Consider the following 14,303-nt stretch of genomic DNA (forward strand, 5'->3'; position numbering starts at 1 on the left):
TCCTTAACGGACGGATGTGAGTTCGTCGGCGTAGGCATGGATCGCCCGCGAATACTCCGTCATGGTGCCCGCAAGCGCGTGCAGCGCGATCGCCGCACCCTTCTGCGGGTCGCCGCCCGACACGTGAGCCAGCGCGAGGAAGGCGTTCGCTGCTGAGGACTGCGGATGCGCCGGGTCGGTGACCCCGCTCTCCTCGAGTATCCGGATGGCTTCGCTCGCCTCTCCGAGGTTCCGCAACGTGCTCGCGAGCTGGATGATCGCGTAGGACTTGTGCGGCTCGGGCAGCCCCGCCTCGAGCGCCCGGCGGTACAGAGGTGCCGCCTCGGCCTCCTGCCCGACATAGTCCCTGGCGCTGGCCGCCTCGAACGCGGCGAGGGCATCCGTTTCGCCCCGCTCCGCCACCAGCTCATCGATCCGGCGCAGCACTTCAGCCTCGCCGAGTTCGGCAGCGGCACCCCACACAGCATCGACCCGAGCATCCCAATCCGCATTCACGCCTGTAAGCGTAGGCGGGACTCTCAGCCGACGGCGAACACGGCAGTTCGCAAGGTGTCGCTCGGATAGATTCGTAACGCAAGCGACAACTGAATGGAGCGCGACAGCATGGCCCAACCGGCACTCGTCAGCAGTATCTTCGACCAACTCCTCAAGGATCGGATCATCTGGCTCGGATCCGAGGTACGCGACGACAACGCGAACGAGATCTGCGCCAAGATCCTCCTCCTCGCCGCCGAGGACTCGAGCCGCGACATCTACCTGTACATCAACTCGCCCGGTGGCTCGATCACCGCGGGCATGGCGATCTACGACACCATGAAGTTCGTCGGCAACGACATCGTCACGGTGGGCATCGGCATGGCGGCGTCAATGGGTCAGTTCCTGCTGTCCTCCGGCACTAAGGGCAAGCGGTACATCACGCCGAACGCGCGCGTGCTGCTGCACCAGCCCTCCGGCGGCTTCGGCGGCACCGCTGCCGACATCCAGACTCAGGCCAAGCTGATCCTCGACATGAAGCAGCGGATGGCTGAGCTCACCGCGGAGCAGACCGGCAAGTCCATCGAGCAGATCATCAAGGACGGTGACCGCGACAACTGGTTCACCGCGCAGGAAGCGCTGGAGTACGGATTCGTCGACCACCTGCGCGAGTTCGCCACCGACGTCGTCGGCGGCGGCGGAACCGAAGACACCTCGGCAGAGAAGTAGGGAACAGGCACAAACACCATGGAATTCACGAACCCCTCAATGTCCTCCGGCTACCAGCCGTCAGGGCTGGCCCGCCCGACGGCGGAGTCGCGCTACATCCTGCCGAGCTTCGAGGAGCGCACAGCCTACGGCTACAAGCGCCAGGACCCATACGCGAAGCTGTTCGAGGACCGCATCGTCTTCCTCGGCGTGCAGATCGACGACGCCTCGGCGGATGACGTCATGGCGCAGCTGCTCGTGCTCGAGAGCCAGGACCCCGACCGTGACATCGTCATGTACATCAACTCACCCGGTGGCTCCTTCACTGCAATGACGGCGATCTACGACACGATGCAGTACATCCGGCCGCAGATCCAGACCGTATGCCTCGGCCAGGCGGCATCGGCGGCCGCCGTGCTGCTCGGCGCCGGTGCGCCCGGCAAGCGTCTCGCGCTGCCGAACGCGCGCATCCTGATCCACCAGCCGGCAACCGGTGACGCCGGGCGCGGCCAGGCCTCCGACATCGAGATCCAGGCGCGGGAGATCCTCCGGATGCGCACCTGGCTCGAGGAGACCATCTCGCAGCACTCAGGCCGCACGATCGAGCAGGTCGGCTCCGACATCGACCGCGACTACATCATGAGTGCCGCCGAGGCGCTCGAGTACGGCCTGATCGACCAGGTGCTCACGAGCCGCAAGAGCGTGCCGGCGCTCACCAAGTAGCGCCCGCCAGGAACCAAGAATGCCCCGCACTCTCGAGTGCGGGGCTTCTTGTTGCCCGACGCCATGTGAAAGAATCTGCGTATGGATGCAGATAACGTGATTGGCGGTGCGGGCGACGCCGAGTTCGCCGAAGTCGCGGTCGAGGTATTCCGGATGCTCGCCGACGCGACTCGGGTGCGGATCATCCTCGCCCTGCGTGCTGGGGACCTGTCGGTCAGCGAGCTGGCGGAGGCGGTTGGAAAGTCGCCGGCGGCGGTCTCGCAGCACCTCGCCAAGCTGCGTCTGGCACGCATGGTCTCGACCCGTCATGTCGGCACGCGCGTGTACTACCGCCTCGAGGACGAGCATGCGAGTGCGCTCGTCACGAGTGCCATCCAGCAGGCCGAGCACTCGCTCGGCGGAGTGCCGCGCCACCACCGTTCGGACGCACGGAGCGCCTCATGACGCACGAGACCCGCGAGCACGACGACCACCACCCGCACGACCATCACCACGATCACGGTCACGACCATCAGCACGGGCACGATCACGCCCACGGGCACACCCATCCGACCGGGTTGAAGGGCTTTCTGCATTCGATCTTCGTGCCGCACAGTCATGATGCCAGCGACTCGATCGACGATGCGCTGGAGGCGAGCTCGCAGGGCATCCGCGCGGTCAAGCTGAGCCTGGTCGGCCTCGGTATCACCGCCGTGCTGCAGCTGTTCGTCGTCATGATCAGCGGCTCGGTCGCCCTCCTGGCCGACACCGTGCACAACTTCTCCGACGCGCTCACCGCAATCCCGCTGTGGATCGCGTTCGTGGTCGGCCGCCGGGCAGCCAACCGGCGCTACACCTACGGATACGGGCGTGCCGAAGACCTCGCCGGGCTGTTCATCGTCGCCATGATCGCGCTTTCGGCAGTCGTGGCCGGTGTCGAGTCGATTCGAAGGCTCATCGAGCCGATGCCGATCAGCAACCTCGGCTGGGTGCTGGCCGCGGGCATCATCGGCTTCGCGGGCAACGAGCTCGTCGCCGTCTATCGGATCCGAGTCGGCCGCCGCATCGGATCCGCGGCGCTCGTCGCCGACGGGATGCACGCCCGCACCGACGGGTTCACATCCCTCGCGGTCGTGCTCGGTGTCATCGGCGTGTGGTTTGGGATGCCGCTGGCCGACCCGATCGTCGGTCTGGTCATCACCGCGGCGATCCTCGTGCTGCTCTGGGGGACCGCACGTGACATCGGCCGTAGGCTCCTCGACGCTGTAGACCCGGAACTGGTGGACCGCGCCGAGGAAGCTCTGGCTCGCGTCGATGGCGTGCGCTCGGTCGACGTCGTCCGGCTCCGCTGGATGGGCCACCGGCTCACGGTTGCCGCCGACATCGACGTCGATCCTTCGCTGTCAGTGTCGGCGTTCAGTCAGATCGAGCAGCGGGCAGCGCACGCGCTATCGCATGCGCTGCCCGGCGTCGGACTGGTCCGACTCAGCCCTTCGGCGCGCTCTTCGCGCGATGCACCAGGATCGCAATAAGCGCACCGATCGCCCCGAGTCCCAGCACGCCGCCGAGGAGCAAGCCCCACGGCGTGCCGCTGTCCGCGACCGTCTCGGCGTCGTCCCCGTTGTCGGTGGGCAGTGGCGTGTCTGTCGCGTCGGAGGTCTGCTCCGGCGCGGCTGCCGGCTCCTCGCCACACATCGGCGCAGTCGCGCGTCCCTCGCTGATCGGCGCATCCGGGGCAGCGGGCGCCCAGCTGAACGGAATGGTGCCCGAGATGGTGTGCCCGTCCGCGGAGACGACCTGCCAGTCCAGGGTGTAGTCGCCGGGCGCGCCGAGCTCCGGCACGCTTGACGCGCTCGGTCCCTCGACGACGACGCAACCGTTTCCGTAGAACAGCCCGTCGGCATCCGTCACCTGCATGATGGCCGCGCCAGCGGGAAGCAGGTCGTCGCTCGTGCGGATCTCGAAGCGCGCGGGCAGTTCGGTGAGCACTTGATCGTCCGATGGCGTCGTCGAGATGACGGCGTTGTGCGCGGATGCCGGCCCGGCCAGGCCGAGCAGCGCGATGGTTGCGACCGCTCCTGCGGCCATTAAGTTCTTGCGTTTCACTGTGATCTTCTTTCAGCCGTGGGCTGCACGGCGACAATGTGGCACGCGGATGCGTGAGTGCTTCGTTCGCCGATCTTCAGGCGAAGAGGGCGAGCGGCGGACCGCGATGCCGCATCGGCGACAGCATCCGTCGCAGCGCACGCGGGGAGATACTGCGTGACAGTTGCGCGCCGGATGCCCGGCGGGGGAGAGCCACGGGGGCGACGAGCAGCCGGTTGAGCAGTGCGCCGACGCTGAGCCGCGCGGTCTCGAGCAGGCTCCAGAAGGCCCGCTCGCCGAAGCGCAGAATCAGGAAGGTGATGGCCGCGGCCACCGCGTGGGCGAGCCACATGGTCTCACCCGCGTGCACAGCGTGCACGGTGGGCGCGATCGGCTGAAGATTGGCGAGCCCGCCCGGATGCGCGTGCGCTGCGACAGGTACCGCTGCGATCGGTGCGCTCAGGCTGCTGAAGAACGCGTGGAACGCGAACTGGCTCAACGCGATCGAGACGGCCAGTCGCATCCGGGACAGCCGCTTGCCGGCCAACGCGACGCAGAGCATGCCGGAGAAGGCGAGGCAGAGCAGGATGCCGGCCGGTCCAGGAAGGGCGCCATCGGCTGCGGCGTGCGAGAAGGCTGCGACGAAAGTCGACACCAGAGCCGCCGCCTGACCGCGGGCGACGCGGGCCCAACGTGTCGACATGTGTGCGCTCCTGAGTGCTGCGAGGTTCCTCGCGAACAATCCTAGGCGGCGCGCCGTGGGAGGTTATCGGCACGGTGCATCAGAGTGTCCTCGGGTCGGGTTAGGCTCGGTAGCAGGATCACGGTAAAGAATGCGACCCCCGAAGGTGGGGGACCGGGAGGAGGCCGCGAATGGCACGGATAGGCGAAAGCGCCGACCTGCTGAAGTGTTCTTTCTGCGGCAAGAGCCAAAAGCAGGTGCAGCAGCTCATCGCGGGCCCAGGGGTCTACATCTGCGACGAGTGCGTCGAGTTGTGCAACGAGATCATCGAGGAGCGCCTCGCGGAGTCGGGGGAGCAGGCGACAGCCGACTTCGACCTGCCGAAGCCCAAGGAGATCTTCACGTTCCTCGAGGAGTACGTCATCGGCCAGGAGCCGGCCAAGCGGGCGCTCTCGGTCGCGGTGTACAACCACTACAAGCGAGTTCGCGCCGGCCGCACCATCCACTCGGCCGATTCCCACGATGACGTGGAGATCGCCAAGAGCAACATCCTCCTCATCGGGCCGACCGGATGCGGCAAGACCTATCTCGCTCAGACGCTCGCCAAGCGCCTCAACGTGCCGTTCGCCGTTGCCGACGCCACCGCGCTCACCGAGGCCGGTTACGTCGGTGAAGACGTCGAAAACATCCTGCTCAAGCTGATCCAGGCCGCGGACTATGACGTCAAGCGGGCCGAGACCGGCATCATCTACATCGACGAGATCGACAAGATCGCCCGCAAGGCGGAGAACCCGTCGATCACCCGCGACGTGTCGGGTGAAGGCGTGCAGCAGGCGCTGCTGAAGATCCTGGAGGGCACCGTCGCATCCGTGCCGCCGCAGGGCGGACGCAAGCACCCGCATCAGGAGTTCATCCAGATCGACACGACGAACGTGCTGTTCATCGTCGCCGGCGCGTTCGCCGGGCTGGAGGAGATCATCTCCCAGCGTGCGGGCAAGAAGGGCATCGGCTTCGGCGCCCCGCTGCACAGCAAGGGCGACGACATCAACCTGTTCAGCGAGGTGCTGCCGGAGGACCTGCACAAGTTCGGACTCATCCCGGAGTTCATCGGTCGTCTGCCAGTCGTCTCGACGGTCACCCCGCTCGACCAGGCTGCGCTCATGGACATCCTGACGGTGCCGAAGAACGCCCTCGTGCGGCAGTACCAGCGCATGTTCGAGATCGACGGTGTGCAGCTCGAGTTCGAGACGGATGCGCTTGAGGCGATCGCCGATCTTGCGGTGCTGCGTCAGACTGGCGCCCGCGGGCTGCGCGCGATCATGGAAGAAGTGCTCGGGCCGATCATGTTCGAGGTGCCTTCCACCGAGGATGTCGCGCGCGTCATCGTGACCAAGCAGTCGGTCATCGACAACGCTGCGCCGACCATCGTGCCGCACAAGCAGCGCCGCCAGGAGAAGTCCGCGTAGCTCTCCGCCTCACGGTGGTCGAGCTCACGGTGGTCGAGCCTGTCGAGACCTCCACCGGCGACCTCAGAGACCAGCACCCAGCATCCGCCGCGCCTCGTCCGCGTGCGTGACGTCGACCATCACCGAGTAGGAGCTGGCCTCCATCGTCTTCACGCTCGAGAAGTCACGCTGTCCGCGAGTCGACCATTGCCCGATCGCGCCGAAGATCGCCCCCCACAGCGCTCCGAGCAGCACGCTGAACAGCAGCACCGCCCACCAGGCGATGCCGATCACAAACAGACCGAAGATAACGCCGATGAGCAGGCCGAACCAGGCTCCGCCGATCGCTCCCATCCCTGCAGCCTTAGCCACGGTCATCCGGCCGGTGATCTGCTCGACGCTGCGCAGCCCGGTTCCGACGATGCGCAGCCGACTGACGTCGAACCCGTCGTCGGAGAGCTTGTCGACAAGTGCCGCAGCCTCGCGATAGTTGGAGAACTCACGAAGCGGTGTCTGCGCGACCTCTTCTGTCGGTTGAACGGATGCGTCGGTCATCATCGTCTCCTCTCGGTCAGGCCCCGAGGCTATGGCTCAAACCTGACCGATTCGCGAGACTTCGATGCTGGCTTACTCCAGCCCGCGGCGCTTCAGCAGCGGCTCGATGACCGCGTCACGCCCACGGAACTCGCGGTATGCCTGCAGGGCGTCCTTCTTGCCTCCGACACCGAGCAGGAGCTTGCGGAAGCGGTCGCCGTTCTCCCGCTTCAGCCCACCGTTCTCCTTGAACCATTCGACGGTGTCGGCGTCGAGCACCTCACTCCAGATGTAGGAGTAGTAGCCGGCGTCGTAGCCACCCGAGAAGGTGTGCGCGAAATAGGTGCTCGAATATCGGGTCGGCACCGCTGCATTGTCGAGCCCGACCGCGGCGAGAGCCTCGGCTTCGAAGGCCGCGACATCCGTCACCTCGTCATCCGCGGTGATCGCGTGCCACGCCTGGTCGAGCAGGGCCGCCGCGAGGTACTCGCTGGTCTTGAACCCCTCGTTGAACTGCTCGGATGCATGCAGCTTGTCGACGAGCTCCTGCGGCATCGGCTCGCCGGTCTCGTGGTGCACCGCGTAGTTCGCAACCACCTCTGGCCACAGCATCCACATCTCGTTCACCTGGCTGGGGAACTCGACGAAGTCGCGGAACACCGAGGTGCCGCTGAATTTCGGGTAGCTGACGCGCGCGAACAGGCCGTGCAGCGCGTGGCCGAACTCGTGGAAGAAAGTGTTGACCTCGTCGTAGGTGAGCAGTGTCGGCTCGCCGGCAGCGGGTTTGGGCACGTTGAGGTTGTTCACCACCACCACGGGGTGGTCGAGCAGCTCGTTCTGGCCGATCAGGTCGTTCATCCAGGCACCGCCGCGCTTGGAATCCCGCGTGTAGAGGTCGAGCAGGTACAGCCCGACCTCGCTCCCGTCCTCGTTCCGGACCTCGAACACGCGGGCATCCGGGTGGTAGGCCTGCAGGTCGGCGCGCTCGGTGAAGGTGATGCCGTAGAGCTTCGTGGCTGCGAAGAAGACGCCGTCCTGCAGCACTCGCTCCGCCTCGAAATACGGACGCATCGCGGCCGTGTCGACGTCGTACTTCGCCTGGCGGACCTTCTCGGTGTAGAACGCCCAATCGTGAGCCGCGATCTCGTGGCCCGCGAGCTGCTCGAGGTCGGCCTGCTCCGCGCGAGCATTTCGAGCTGCGGCCGGCGCGAGGCGACCCAGCATGTCGGCGACCGCCTTCGGGGTCTTCGCCGTCTCATCCGCCGTCACATACTCTGCGTGAGTCTGGAAGCCCAGCAGTCGGGCGCGTTCGGCGCGCAGGCGCGTGATCTCCAGCACCAGCTCGCGATTGTCGTGTTCGCCGCCGCGGCTGCCACGCGTGCGTGAGGCGTCCATGATGCGCTCCCGCACCTCGCGGTTCGTCAGGTCGGCGAGGTACGGATGCCCCGTCGGCAGCACCAGCGTCACCAGGTACTTGCCGTCGAGTCCGCGCTCCTTGGCTGCCTCGGCCGCTGCGGAGAGCTCGCCCGGTGCGAGTCCGTCCAGCTCGGAGGCGTCATCGAACACCAGCGCGAGGTCGTTGGTGTCCGCGAGCAGATTCTTCTCGAATCGGGTGGTGAGGGTGGACAGCTTGCTGTTGTAGTCCTTCAGCCGTTCCTTCTGCGCGTCGTCGAGGCCGGCGCCGGCGAGGGTCATCTCGGTGTAGTTGCGCTCCACGAGGTAGCGCTGCTCGTCGTCGAGCCCCAACTCGTCGAGAGAGTCGTGCAGGCGCTTGATCCGCGCGTACAGTTCGGTGTTGAGCCGGATGGCGTCGGCGTGCGCCGCCATCTTCGGTGCGAGCTCCTCCTCGAGCTCGTTGGTGAAGTCGTTGGAGTCCGCCGAGGTCTTGTTGTAGAACACGCGAGCGACGCGCGCGAGGGTCTGCCCGCTGCGCTCCAGCGGCACCATGGTGTTCTCGAATGTTGGCTCGTCGTCGGTCGCCGTGATGGCGGCGATCTCGACCAGCTGCTCCTCGAAGCCGCGCTCGAAAGCGGGTCGGTAGTGCTCGTCGGTGATCTCGGCGAACGGCGGAAGCTGGTACGGAAGCGTGCTCGGCGTAATGAACGGATTCGTCATGCCCCGAGCCTATTAGCGTTGAGCCCATGACCGAATCTGACGAGCGATACACGCATGGCCATCACGAGAGCGTGCTCAGGGCGCACAGCTGGCGGACGGTGGAAAACTCCGCCGCCTACCTGATCCCCGAGTTGCGCGCAGGGGCGACCATCCTCGACGTCGGATCCGGTCCGGGCACCATCACCATCGACCTCGCACAGCGGGTCGCGCCCGGCGTCGTCACTGGTCTCGACTACTCGGCGGATGCTGTTGCCCGCGCGCAGGAGAACGCGCGTCAGAAGGGCGTCGAGAACGTGAAGTTCGTGGTCGGCGACGCCTACAACCTCCCGTTCGAAGACGACAGCTTCGACATCGTTCACACGCACCAGACCCTGCAGCATGTTGGGCGTCCGGTTGATGTGCTGCGCGAAATGCGTCGCGTGGTGAAGCCCGGGGGAGTCGTGGCCGCGCGCGAGGTGGACTGGGCGGGCATCATCTTCTACCCAGAGTTGGACGCGCTGTCGCGCTGGCAGTCGCTGTACGACGCCGTGCACCGCAGCAACGGTGGCGAGCCGAACGCCGGCCGCCGCCTGAAGGCGTGGGCGTACGAGGCGGGGTTCACGGATGTCTCTGGCTACGCATCCGTGTGGGGGATGAGCTCCGATGAGGACCGCGGCTGGTGGGGCGAGACCTGGTCACAGCGCGTGCTGTCGTCGTCGTTCGCGAGCGATGTGCAAGAGCTGGGGCTGGCGACCGTCGACGACCTGGAGCAGCTGTCGAAGGCGTGGATCGACTGGCGGGACGACCGCACCGCCTGGCTCGCCATGCCGCACGGCGAGATTCTCGCGCGCCCTTAGCGCCGCATCCGCACACCATCATCGAGTCGGGAGTTGTTGCCCAATTGGACCGGTCCAATTCGGCAACAACTCCCGACTCGTTTGGTTCCGGATGCCATAAGCCGAGAGGCGATGCAAAGGGGTGATTGCAAAGAAGAGGTTGCAAAAGACTAATTGCAAAGAAGTACTTGCAAAGACGTCTTTGCAATGCTACCTTTGCACTCATGGAAGAAACACCGGGCCCGCAGCAGCAGAAGCGCATCCTCGACCTCGAGTCGCTGAAGGCTCTCGCCCACCCGCTGCGAGTTCGCATCTTCGATGCGCTCTCCACCTACGGGCCGGCAACAGCCAGCGGGCTTGCCGAGCGACTCGGTGAGTCAAGCGGGGCTACCAGCTACCACCTCCGCCAACTCGAGAAGCACGCGTTCGTTCGCGAACTCGAGGGCGCAGGCACAGGGCGCGAGCGCTGGTGGGAACGCATCCCCGGCGCCGTCGACCTCGGGCCGGAGGAGTTCATGCGCACCGAGGCAGGCAAGCAGGCATCGAACCTCGTCATGAACGAGTGGTCGAAGAGCCGCGAGCGCAACCTCGCCGACTTCGTGAACCGCGGCATGGAAACCATGCCGGAGGAGTGGCTCAAGGCGAGCATGATCAACGTCACCAGCGTGTTCGCCAGCGCGGCCGACCTGACCGAGTTCAACCAGAAGGTGCTCGCCCTGCTCGAGCAGTTCGCCCTCGCGCACCGCGCACGCAACGTCCCGGGCACCCGCCCGGTCCAAATCCAATTCAACGGATTCCCGATCGTCGATGGCGAGGAGATTCCGTCCCCTGAAACAGGAGAAAAGCCATGACTAGCTATGCCGCAAGTGCACCATTCACGGCCCCTGTAATGACAGTGGTCACGGGTACGTTCGAAGTAATCAAGGAGGTGAATTCGATGACAACCGCAACCGCCAGGGAGGCCTTCACCGGCTCATCCGTGGCCCGTCGCGCGCCCCACACCGGCTTCGACCGCATGGTCGCCCGACTCGCTGTTGCGATGCTCAAGTGGTCACGAGAGCGTGCCGAGCGCAAGGCGCTGACCCATGAAGAGCATGCCCGTCTCATGATGACGGCCACCCACACTTCTCAGCGCGAAGCTGATGCGCTTCGCCTCACCCAGCTGCGCGGCTAAGCCGGCAGCTCCACAGCCCCAACCAGCTCCACCAGCCCCACAAAGACTCAACTCCGGCGAGAAGTGGCGTGCCAGCTGCCTAGAGCTGTTCCTCCACCCACTCCTCGCCGGAGTTGACTTGTCCTTATGGTAGACGCCCTCCCGGCGTCTACCCTTCCTCGGCCTTGACCTCGTCGGCGAGTTCAATCGCGGTGACGCTGACCTCGTCGCTCTCGACGAAAGTCAGCTCCTCGATCCGGCCGACCGACTTCAGGTCCACCGCGGCCTGCTGCAGCAGTGCCGGCCCGGCGATCGTGGCTGACGCGACCGGGGTCTTCTGCGAAGCCTTCGCGTTCGTCTTCGCTCCGCGGATGCCGATGAGCGCCTGCCCGACAAGGCCGAGCAGTCCGGTTGCCTCGGCATCCGTCGGAGAGGCCGGCCACTCGGCGGTGTGCACCGACCCGTCGTGCGTCCACGACCAGACCTCTTCGGTGGCAAACGGGATGAACGGCGCGAACAGCCGCAGCATCACGTCGATCGCGGTGCGCAGGGTGGTGACGGCCGACGCCTGCGCTTCGGCTCCGGATGCCCCGTACGCGCGTTCCTTGACGAGCTCGAGGTAGTCGTCGCAGAAGGTCCAGAAGAACTGCTCGGTGACTTCGAGCGCGCGAGTGTGCTCGAACTCATCGAACGCTCGCGTCGCGGCGGCGACCACGCGGCTCAGTTCGGCCAGGAGGTCGATGTCGAGCGGCTCGGTGACCCGGTCGGCGCCGTCGGCCGCCTCGGGGAACGAGTACACGAACTTCGCGGCGTTGAGCACCTTGATGGCGAGCCGGCGCCCGATCTTCATCTGCTTCGGGTTCTGCGGGTCGAACGCGGCGTCGGTGCCGAGCCGGCTCGAGGCCGCCCAGTAGCGCACTGCGTCCGAGCCGTGCTCGTCGAGCATCGCAGCGGGCGTGACGACGTTGCCCTTCGACTTCGACATCTTCTTGCGGTCGGGGTCGACGATGAAGCCGCTGATCGTGGCGTTCTTCCACGGAACGCTGCCCTGCTCGAGCTGCGCGCGCAGCACGGTGGAGAACAGCCAGGTGCGGATGATGTCCTGGCCCTGGCTGCGCAGCGAGTACGGGAAGACAGCGTCGAACAGCTCCGGGTCGCTCTCCCAGCCGCCGGCGATCTGCGGCGTGAGGGATGAGGTCGCCCAGGTGTCCATGATGTCGAAGTCGCCCTCGAACCCACCCGGCTGCCCGCGCTGGCTTTCGTCGAACCCGTCGGGGACATCCGATGACGGATCGATCGGCAGCTGTGCCTCCGCGGGCGCGATCACGTCGGCGCGTTCGCCGTGCTCGTCCAGCCGGTACCAGACCGGGATGGGCACGCCGAAGAAGCGCTGCCGGGAGATCAACCAGTCGCCGGTGAGGCCGCCGACCCAGTTCTCGTAGCGCACGCGCATGAACTCCGGCACGAAGTTGATCTCGCGGCCGCGCTCGACGAGCTTGTCGCGCAGGTCCTCTTCGCGCGCGCCGTTGCGGATGTACCACTGGCGCGTGCTGACGATCTCGAGCGGCTTGTCGCCCTTCTCGTAGAATTTCACCGCGTGGGTGGTGGGCCGCGGGTCGCCGATGAGGTCGCCGCTTTCGCGCAGCAGCTCGACGATGCGCGCCTTGGCGCTGAACACGGTCTTGCCCGCGAGCTCGGCGTAGGCGACCTTGCCCGCCTCAGCGGTGATCGCATCCGGGGCATCCGGCAGCACGCGGCCGTCCTTGCCGAGGATGGTGCGGTTCGGCAGGTCCAGCTCGCGCCACCAGACGACGTCGGTGACATCGCCGAAGGTGCAGATCATGGCGATGCCGGTGCCCTTGTCCTGCTGCGCCAGGTGGTGCGCAACAACGGGGACCTCGACATCGAAGATCGGGGTGCGCACGGTGGTGCCGAAGAGCGGCTTGTAGCGCTCGTCATCCGGATGCGCGACCAGTGCCACGCAGGCGGGGAGCAGTTCCGGCCGGGTCGTCTCGATCTCGATCGGCTGTCCGTCGGGCTTGTGGAAGGTCACCCGGTGGTAGGCGGCCTGCTGCTCCTTGTCCTCGAGCTCGGCCTGCGCGACCGCGGTGCGGAAGGTGATGTCCCACAGCGTCGGGGCGTCCGACTGGTACGCCTCGCCGCGCGCCAGGTTGCGCAGGAACGCGCGCTGCGCGACCGTGCGGGCGTGGTCGCCGATGGTGCGATAGGTCTGGGTCCAGTCGACGCTCAGGCCGAGTTTGCGCCAGAGCGCCTCGAACTGCTTTTCGTCCTCAATCGTGAGGCGCTCGCACAGTTCGATGAAGTTGCGGCGGCTGACCGGAACCTGGTCGGCTGCCTTCGCGCTCTTGTTGTCGCCGCCCTCGAACGGCGGCGTGAAGTCGGGGTCGTGGGGCAGCGACGGGTCGCAGCGCACGCCGTAGTAATTCTGCACGCGGCGCTCTGTCGGCAGCCCGTTGTCGTCCCAGCCCATCGGGTAGAACAGGTTCTTGCCGCGCATCCGCTGGTAGCGGGCGATCAGGTCCATGTGGGTGTAGCTGAACACGTGGCCGATGTGCAGCGACCCGGATGCCGTGGGCGGGGGAGTGTCGATCGAGAACAGGTCGTCGCGCTGGGCGTCAGCGGCGAGAGCACGAGCGCGGTCGAAGAGGTAGGTGCCTTGTCGCTCCCAGCGCTCACCCCACTTAGCTTCGAGTCCCTCGAGGGCGGGTTTGTCGGGCAGAGAAAAGGCCATCAGGGGCTCCGAATCGCTATGTGCGGCACCGTGTCCGTTCCAAAGGTGCCTGAGTGTGGGTTTGCCCCATTCTAACCGCCCGGCTCAGCGGGTGAGCGTGATGGTGAAGTGCGCTTCCTCTCCGTTGCCCCGGATGCTCACCGTGTACACCTGCGACGGCTCGCTGCACTGGTACGGCAACTCGAACTGCCCGTTCGCGGGCAGGCCGGTCTCGTACGGTTCGGAGAATGCGTTCGTCGTCGCCACGCCGATCGCGGCCTCAACCGCGTTGGTGGTGGTCCAGGTGAAGTTGACCGGCACGGATGCGTTGTCGTTCGGGCAGCCGACCGAGGTGCCACTCGGCGGGGTGAGGCTGAGGAACGCCGGGCTGGTCGACGGCGGCGGCTCCTGCGTCGGTTCCGGGCTCGGCTCTGGCTCGGGCGTTGGGGTGGGCGTCGGAGTCGGAGTCGGTGTCGGTGTCGGCGACTCCGCAGTCTCGGTGGGTGTCGGGGTCGGCTCCGGCTCGCTCGGACGCGTGAACAAGAGAAAGAGCAGCACGATCAACGCGATGAGGAGCAAGCCGCCGATGATAGAGAGCCACGTGATCAGCCGGCGGTTGCGCTTGCCGGGGTCTTTGCCCGCGCCGCCTCCGCTGCCGCCCGGGGGTTGGCCGTAGTTGGGCGGCTCACTTCGTGGCGGGACCTGCGGTGCAGCGGCTGGTGGCGGGGTGAACATCTCCGTCGGCGCGTCATCGCCGGGTGTTGGCAGCCGCCGGGTCGGATCGTTCTCCGGATCGGGCATCCGCTGGGTCGGAGTGTCGTCACTCATTGTCCACTCGATTCGCGAAAGGCGCAGTCAG

At 66.4% G+C, this 14,303-nt stretch carries 15 protein-coding genes; 8 read left to right on the plus strand and 7 right to left on the minus strand.

Annotated elements, in window-relative coordinates; translation table 11 throughout:
• Positions 1-3: 3 nt before the first annotated feature.
• Positions 4-495 carry a tetratricopeptide repeat protein gene (locus HGK58_RS07580; RefSeq protein ID WP_349236170.1) on the minus strand — a complete coding sequence of 164 codons (492 nt, stop codon included), beginning with the start codon at positions 493-495 and terminating at the stop codon, positions 4-6.
• A gap of 108 nt (positions 496-603) precedes the next feature.
• Here HGK58_RS07580 and HGK58_RS07585 point away from each other — a divergent pair, with 108 nt between their 5' ends.
• The 4 genes from HGK58_RS07585 to HGK58_RS07600 all read left to right on the plus strand — a co-directional run bounded on the left by HGK58_RS07585 (position 604) and on the right by HGK58_RS07600 (position 3,416).
• Complete coding sequence (locus HGK58_RS07585) at positions 604-1,203, plus strand: ATP-dependent Clp protease proteolytic subunit (protein WP_168626997.1); 600 nt, start codon at positions 604-606, stop codon at positions 1,201-1,203.
• 39 nt (positions 1,204-1,242) lie between these two features.
• Positions 1,243-1,905, plus strand: coding sequence for an ATP-dependent Clp protease proteolytic subunit (locus tag HGK58_RS07590; RefSeq protein WP_168627709.1), 663 nt, complete (start codon positions 1,243-1,245; stop codon positions 1,903-1,905).
• 81 nt (positions 1,906-1,986) lie between these two features.
• Positions 1,987-2,349 (plus strand): metalloregulator ArsR/SmtB family transcription factor, encoded by a 363-nt coding sequence (locus tag HGK58_RS07595; RefSeq protein ID WP_168626998.1) that lies wholly within the window; start codon positions 1,987-1,989, stop codon positions 2,347-2,349.
• The gene (locus HGK58_RS07600) at positions 2,346-3,416 is read left to right on the plus strand and encodes a cation diffusion facilitator family transporter (RefSeq protein ID WP_168626999.1); all 1,071 of its coding nucleotides are present in this window, start codon (positions 2,346-2,348) and stop codon (positions 3,414-3,416) included. The genes HGK58_RS07595 and HGK58_RS07600 overlap by 4 nt, the downstream gene beginning before the upstream one ends.
• Here the strand turns inward: HGK58_RS07600 and HGK58_RS07605 are convergent.
• Both HGK58_RS07605 and HGK58_RS07610 read right to left on the minus strand, forming a co-directional pair.
• On the minus strand, positions 3,370-3,990 hold the full coding sequence (locus HGK58_RS07605; protein ID WP_168627000.1) for a copper resistance CopC family protein: 621 nt from the start codon (positions 3,988-3,990) through the stop codon (positions 3,370-3,372). The two genes, HGK58_RS07600 and HGK58_RS07605, sit on opposite strands and share 47 nt — an antisense overlap.
• 76 nt (positions 3,991-4,066) lie before the next feature.
• Complete coding sequence (locus HGK58_RS07610) at positions 4,067-4,672, minus strand: hypothetical protein (protein ID WP_168627001.1); 606 nt, start codon at positions 4,670-4,672, stop codon at positions 4,067-4,069.
• 170 nt (positions 4,673-4,842) lie between these two features.
• On the opposite strand from HGK58_RS07610, the gene clpX reads away from it, so the two are divergent.
• The gene (clpX, locus tag HGK58_RS07615; protein ID WP_168627002.1) at positions 4,843-6,117 is read left to right on the plus strand and encodes an ATP-dependent Clp protease ATP-binding subunit ClpX; all 1,275 of its coding nucleotides are present in this window, start codon (positions 4,843-4,845) and stop codon (positions 6,115-6,117) included.
• A 63-nt stretch (positions 6,118-6,180) separates the two neighbouring features.
• On the opposite strand, the gene HGK58_RS07620 is transcribed toward clpX, so the two are convergent.
• Positions 6,181-6,651 (minus strand): general stress protein, encoded by a 471-nt coding sequence (locus tag HGK58_RS07620; RefSeq protein WP_168627003.1) that lies wholly within the window; start codon positions 6,649-6,651, stop codon positions 6,181-6,183.
• Positions 6,652-6,723: 72 nt separating this feature from the next.
• Positions 6,724-8,745: a M3 family metallopeptidase gene (locus tag HGK58_RS07625; RefSeq protein WP_168627004.1), complete on the minus strand. Its 2,022-nt coding sequence runs from the start codon at positions 8,743-8,745 to the stop codon at positions 6,724-6,726.
• Positions 8,746-8,771: 26 nt separating this feature from the next.
• Here HGK58_RS07625 and HGK58_RS07630 point away from each other — a divergent pair, with 26 nt between their 5' ends.
• From HGK58_RS07630 to HGK58_RS07640, 3 genes are all read left to right on the plus strand, one after another.
• Positions 8,772-9,581, plus strand: a complete 810-nt coding sequence (locus tag HGK58_RS07630) for a class I SAM-dependent methyltransferase (protein ID WP_168627005.1) — start codon at positions 8,772-8,774, stop codon at positions 9,579-9,581.
• A gap of 203 nt (positions 9,582-9,784) precedes the next feature.
• On the plus strand, positions 9,785-10,411 hold the full coding sequence (locus tag HGK58_RS07635; RefSeq protein ID WP_168627006.1) for a helix-turn-helix domain-containing protein: 627 nt from the start codon (positions 9,785-9,787) through the stop codon (positions 10,409-10,411).
• Between the two features lie 86 nt (positions 10,412-10,497).
• Entirely contained in the window at positions 10,498-10,734 is a 237-nt protein-coding gene (locus HGK58_RS07640; RefSeq protein WP_168627007.1) for a hypothetical protein, read from the plus strand.
• Positions 10,735-10,882: 148 nt separating this feature from the next.
• Here the strand turns inward: HGK58_RS07640 and valS are convergent, their stop codons facing one another.
• Both valS and HGK58_RS13610 read right to left on the minus strand, forming a co-directional pair.
• On the minus strand, positions 10,883-13,465 hold the full coding sequence (gene valS, locus HGK58_RS07645; protein ID WP_168627008.1) for a valine--tRNA ligase: 2,583 nt from the start codon (positions 13,463-13,465) through the stop codon (positions 10,883-10,885).
• 84 nt (positions 13,466-13,549) lie between these two features.
• Positions 13,550-14,272, minus strand: coding sequence for a hypothetical protein (locus HGK58_RS13610; protein ID WP_210422794.1), 723 nt, complete (start codon positions 14,270-14,272; stop codon positions 13,550-13,552).
• Between the last annotated feature and the right edge of the window lie 31 nt (positions 14,273-14,303).

This window comes from Cryobacterium sp. BB307 (assembly GCF_012274275.1).
GTDB lineage: Bacteria > Actinomycetota > Actinomycetes > Actinomycetales > Microbacteriaceae > Terrimesophilobacter.

Excerpts from the sequence above, each read along its gene's own strand:
- HGK58_RS13610 (WP_210422794.1), bottom strand. The coding sequence starts at position 14,272 with ATGAGTGACGACACTCCGACCCAGCGGATGCCCGATCCGGAGAACGAT.
- HGK58_RS07630 (WP_168627005.1), top strand. The coding sequence starts at position 8,772 with ATGACCGAATCTGACGAGCGATACACGCATGGCCATCACGAGAGCGTG.
- valS (WP_168627008.1), bottom strand. The coding sequence starts at position 13,465 with ATGGCCTTTTCTCTGCCCGACAAACCCGCCCTCGAGGGACTCGAAGCT.
- HGK58_RS07610 (WP_168627001.1), bottom strand. The coding sequence starts at position 4,672 with ATGTCGACACGTTGGGCCCGCGTCGCCCGCGGTCAGGCGGCGGCTCTG.
- HGK58_RS07640 (WP_168627007.1), top strand. The coding sequence starts at position 10,498 with ATGACAACCGCAACCGCCAGGGAGGCCTTCACCGGCTCATCCGTGGCC.
- HGK58_RS07635 (WP_168627006.1), top strand. The coding sequence starts at position 9,785 with ATGGAAGAAACACCGGGCCCGCAGCAGCAGAAGCGCATCCTCGACCTC.
- HGK58_RS07585 (WP_168626997.1), top strand. The coding sequence starts at position 604 with ATGGCCCAACCGGCACTCGTCAGCAGTATCTTCGACCAACTCCTCAAG.
- HGK58_RS07595 (WP_168626998.1), top strand. The coding sequence starts at position 1,987 with ATGGATGCAGATAACGTGATTGGCGGTGCGGGCGACGCCGAGTTCGCC.
- HGK58_RS07625 (WP_168627004.1), bottom strand. The coding sequence starts at position 8,745 with ATGACGAATCCGTTCATTACGCCGAGCACGCTTCCGTACCAGCTTCCG.
- HGK58_RS07620 (WP_168627003.1), bottom strand. The coding sequence starts at position 6,651 with ATGACCGACGCATCCGTTCAACCGACAGAAGAGGTCGCGCAGACACCG.
- HGK58_RS07600 (WP_168626999.1), top strand. The coding sequence starts at position 2,346 with ATGACGCACGAGACCCGCGAGCACGACGACCACCACCCGCACGACCAT.
- clpX (WP_168627002.1), top strand. The coding sequence starts at position 4,843 with ATGGCACGGATAGGCGAAAGCGCCGACCTGCTGAAGTGTTCTTTCTGC.
- HGK58_RS07590 (WP_168627709.1), top strand. The coding sequence starts at position 1,243 with ATGTCCTCCGGCTACCAGCCGTCAGGGCTGGCCCGCCCGACGGCGGAG.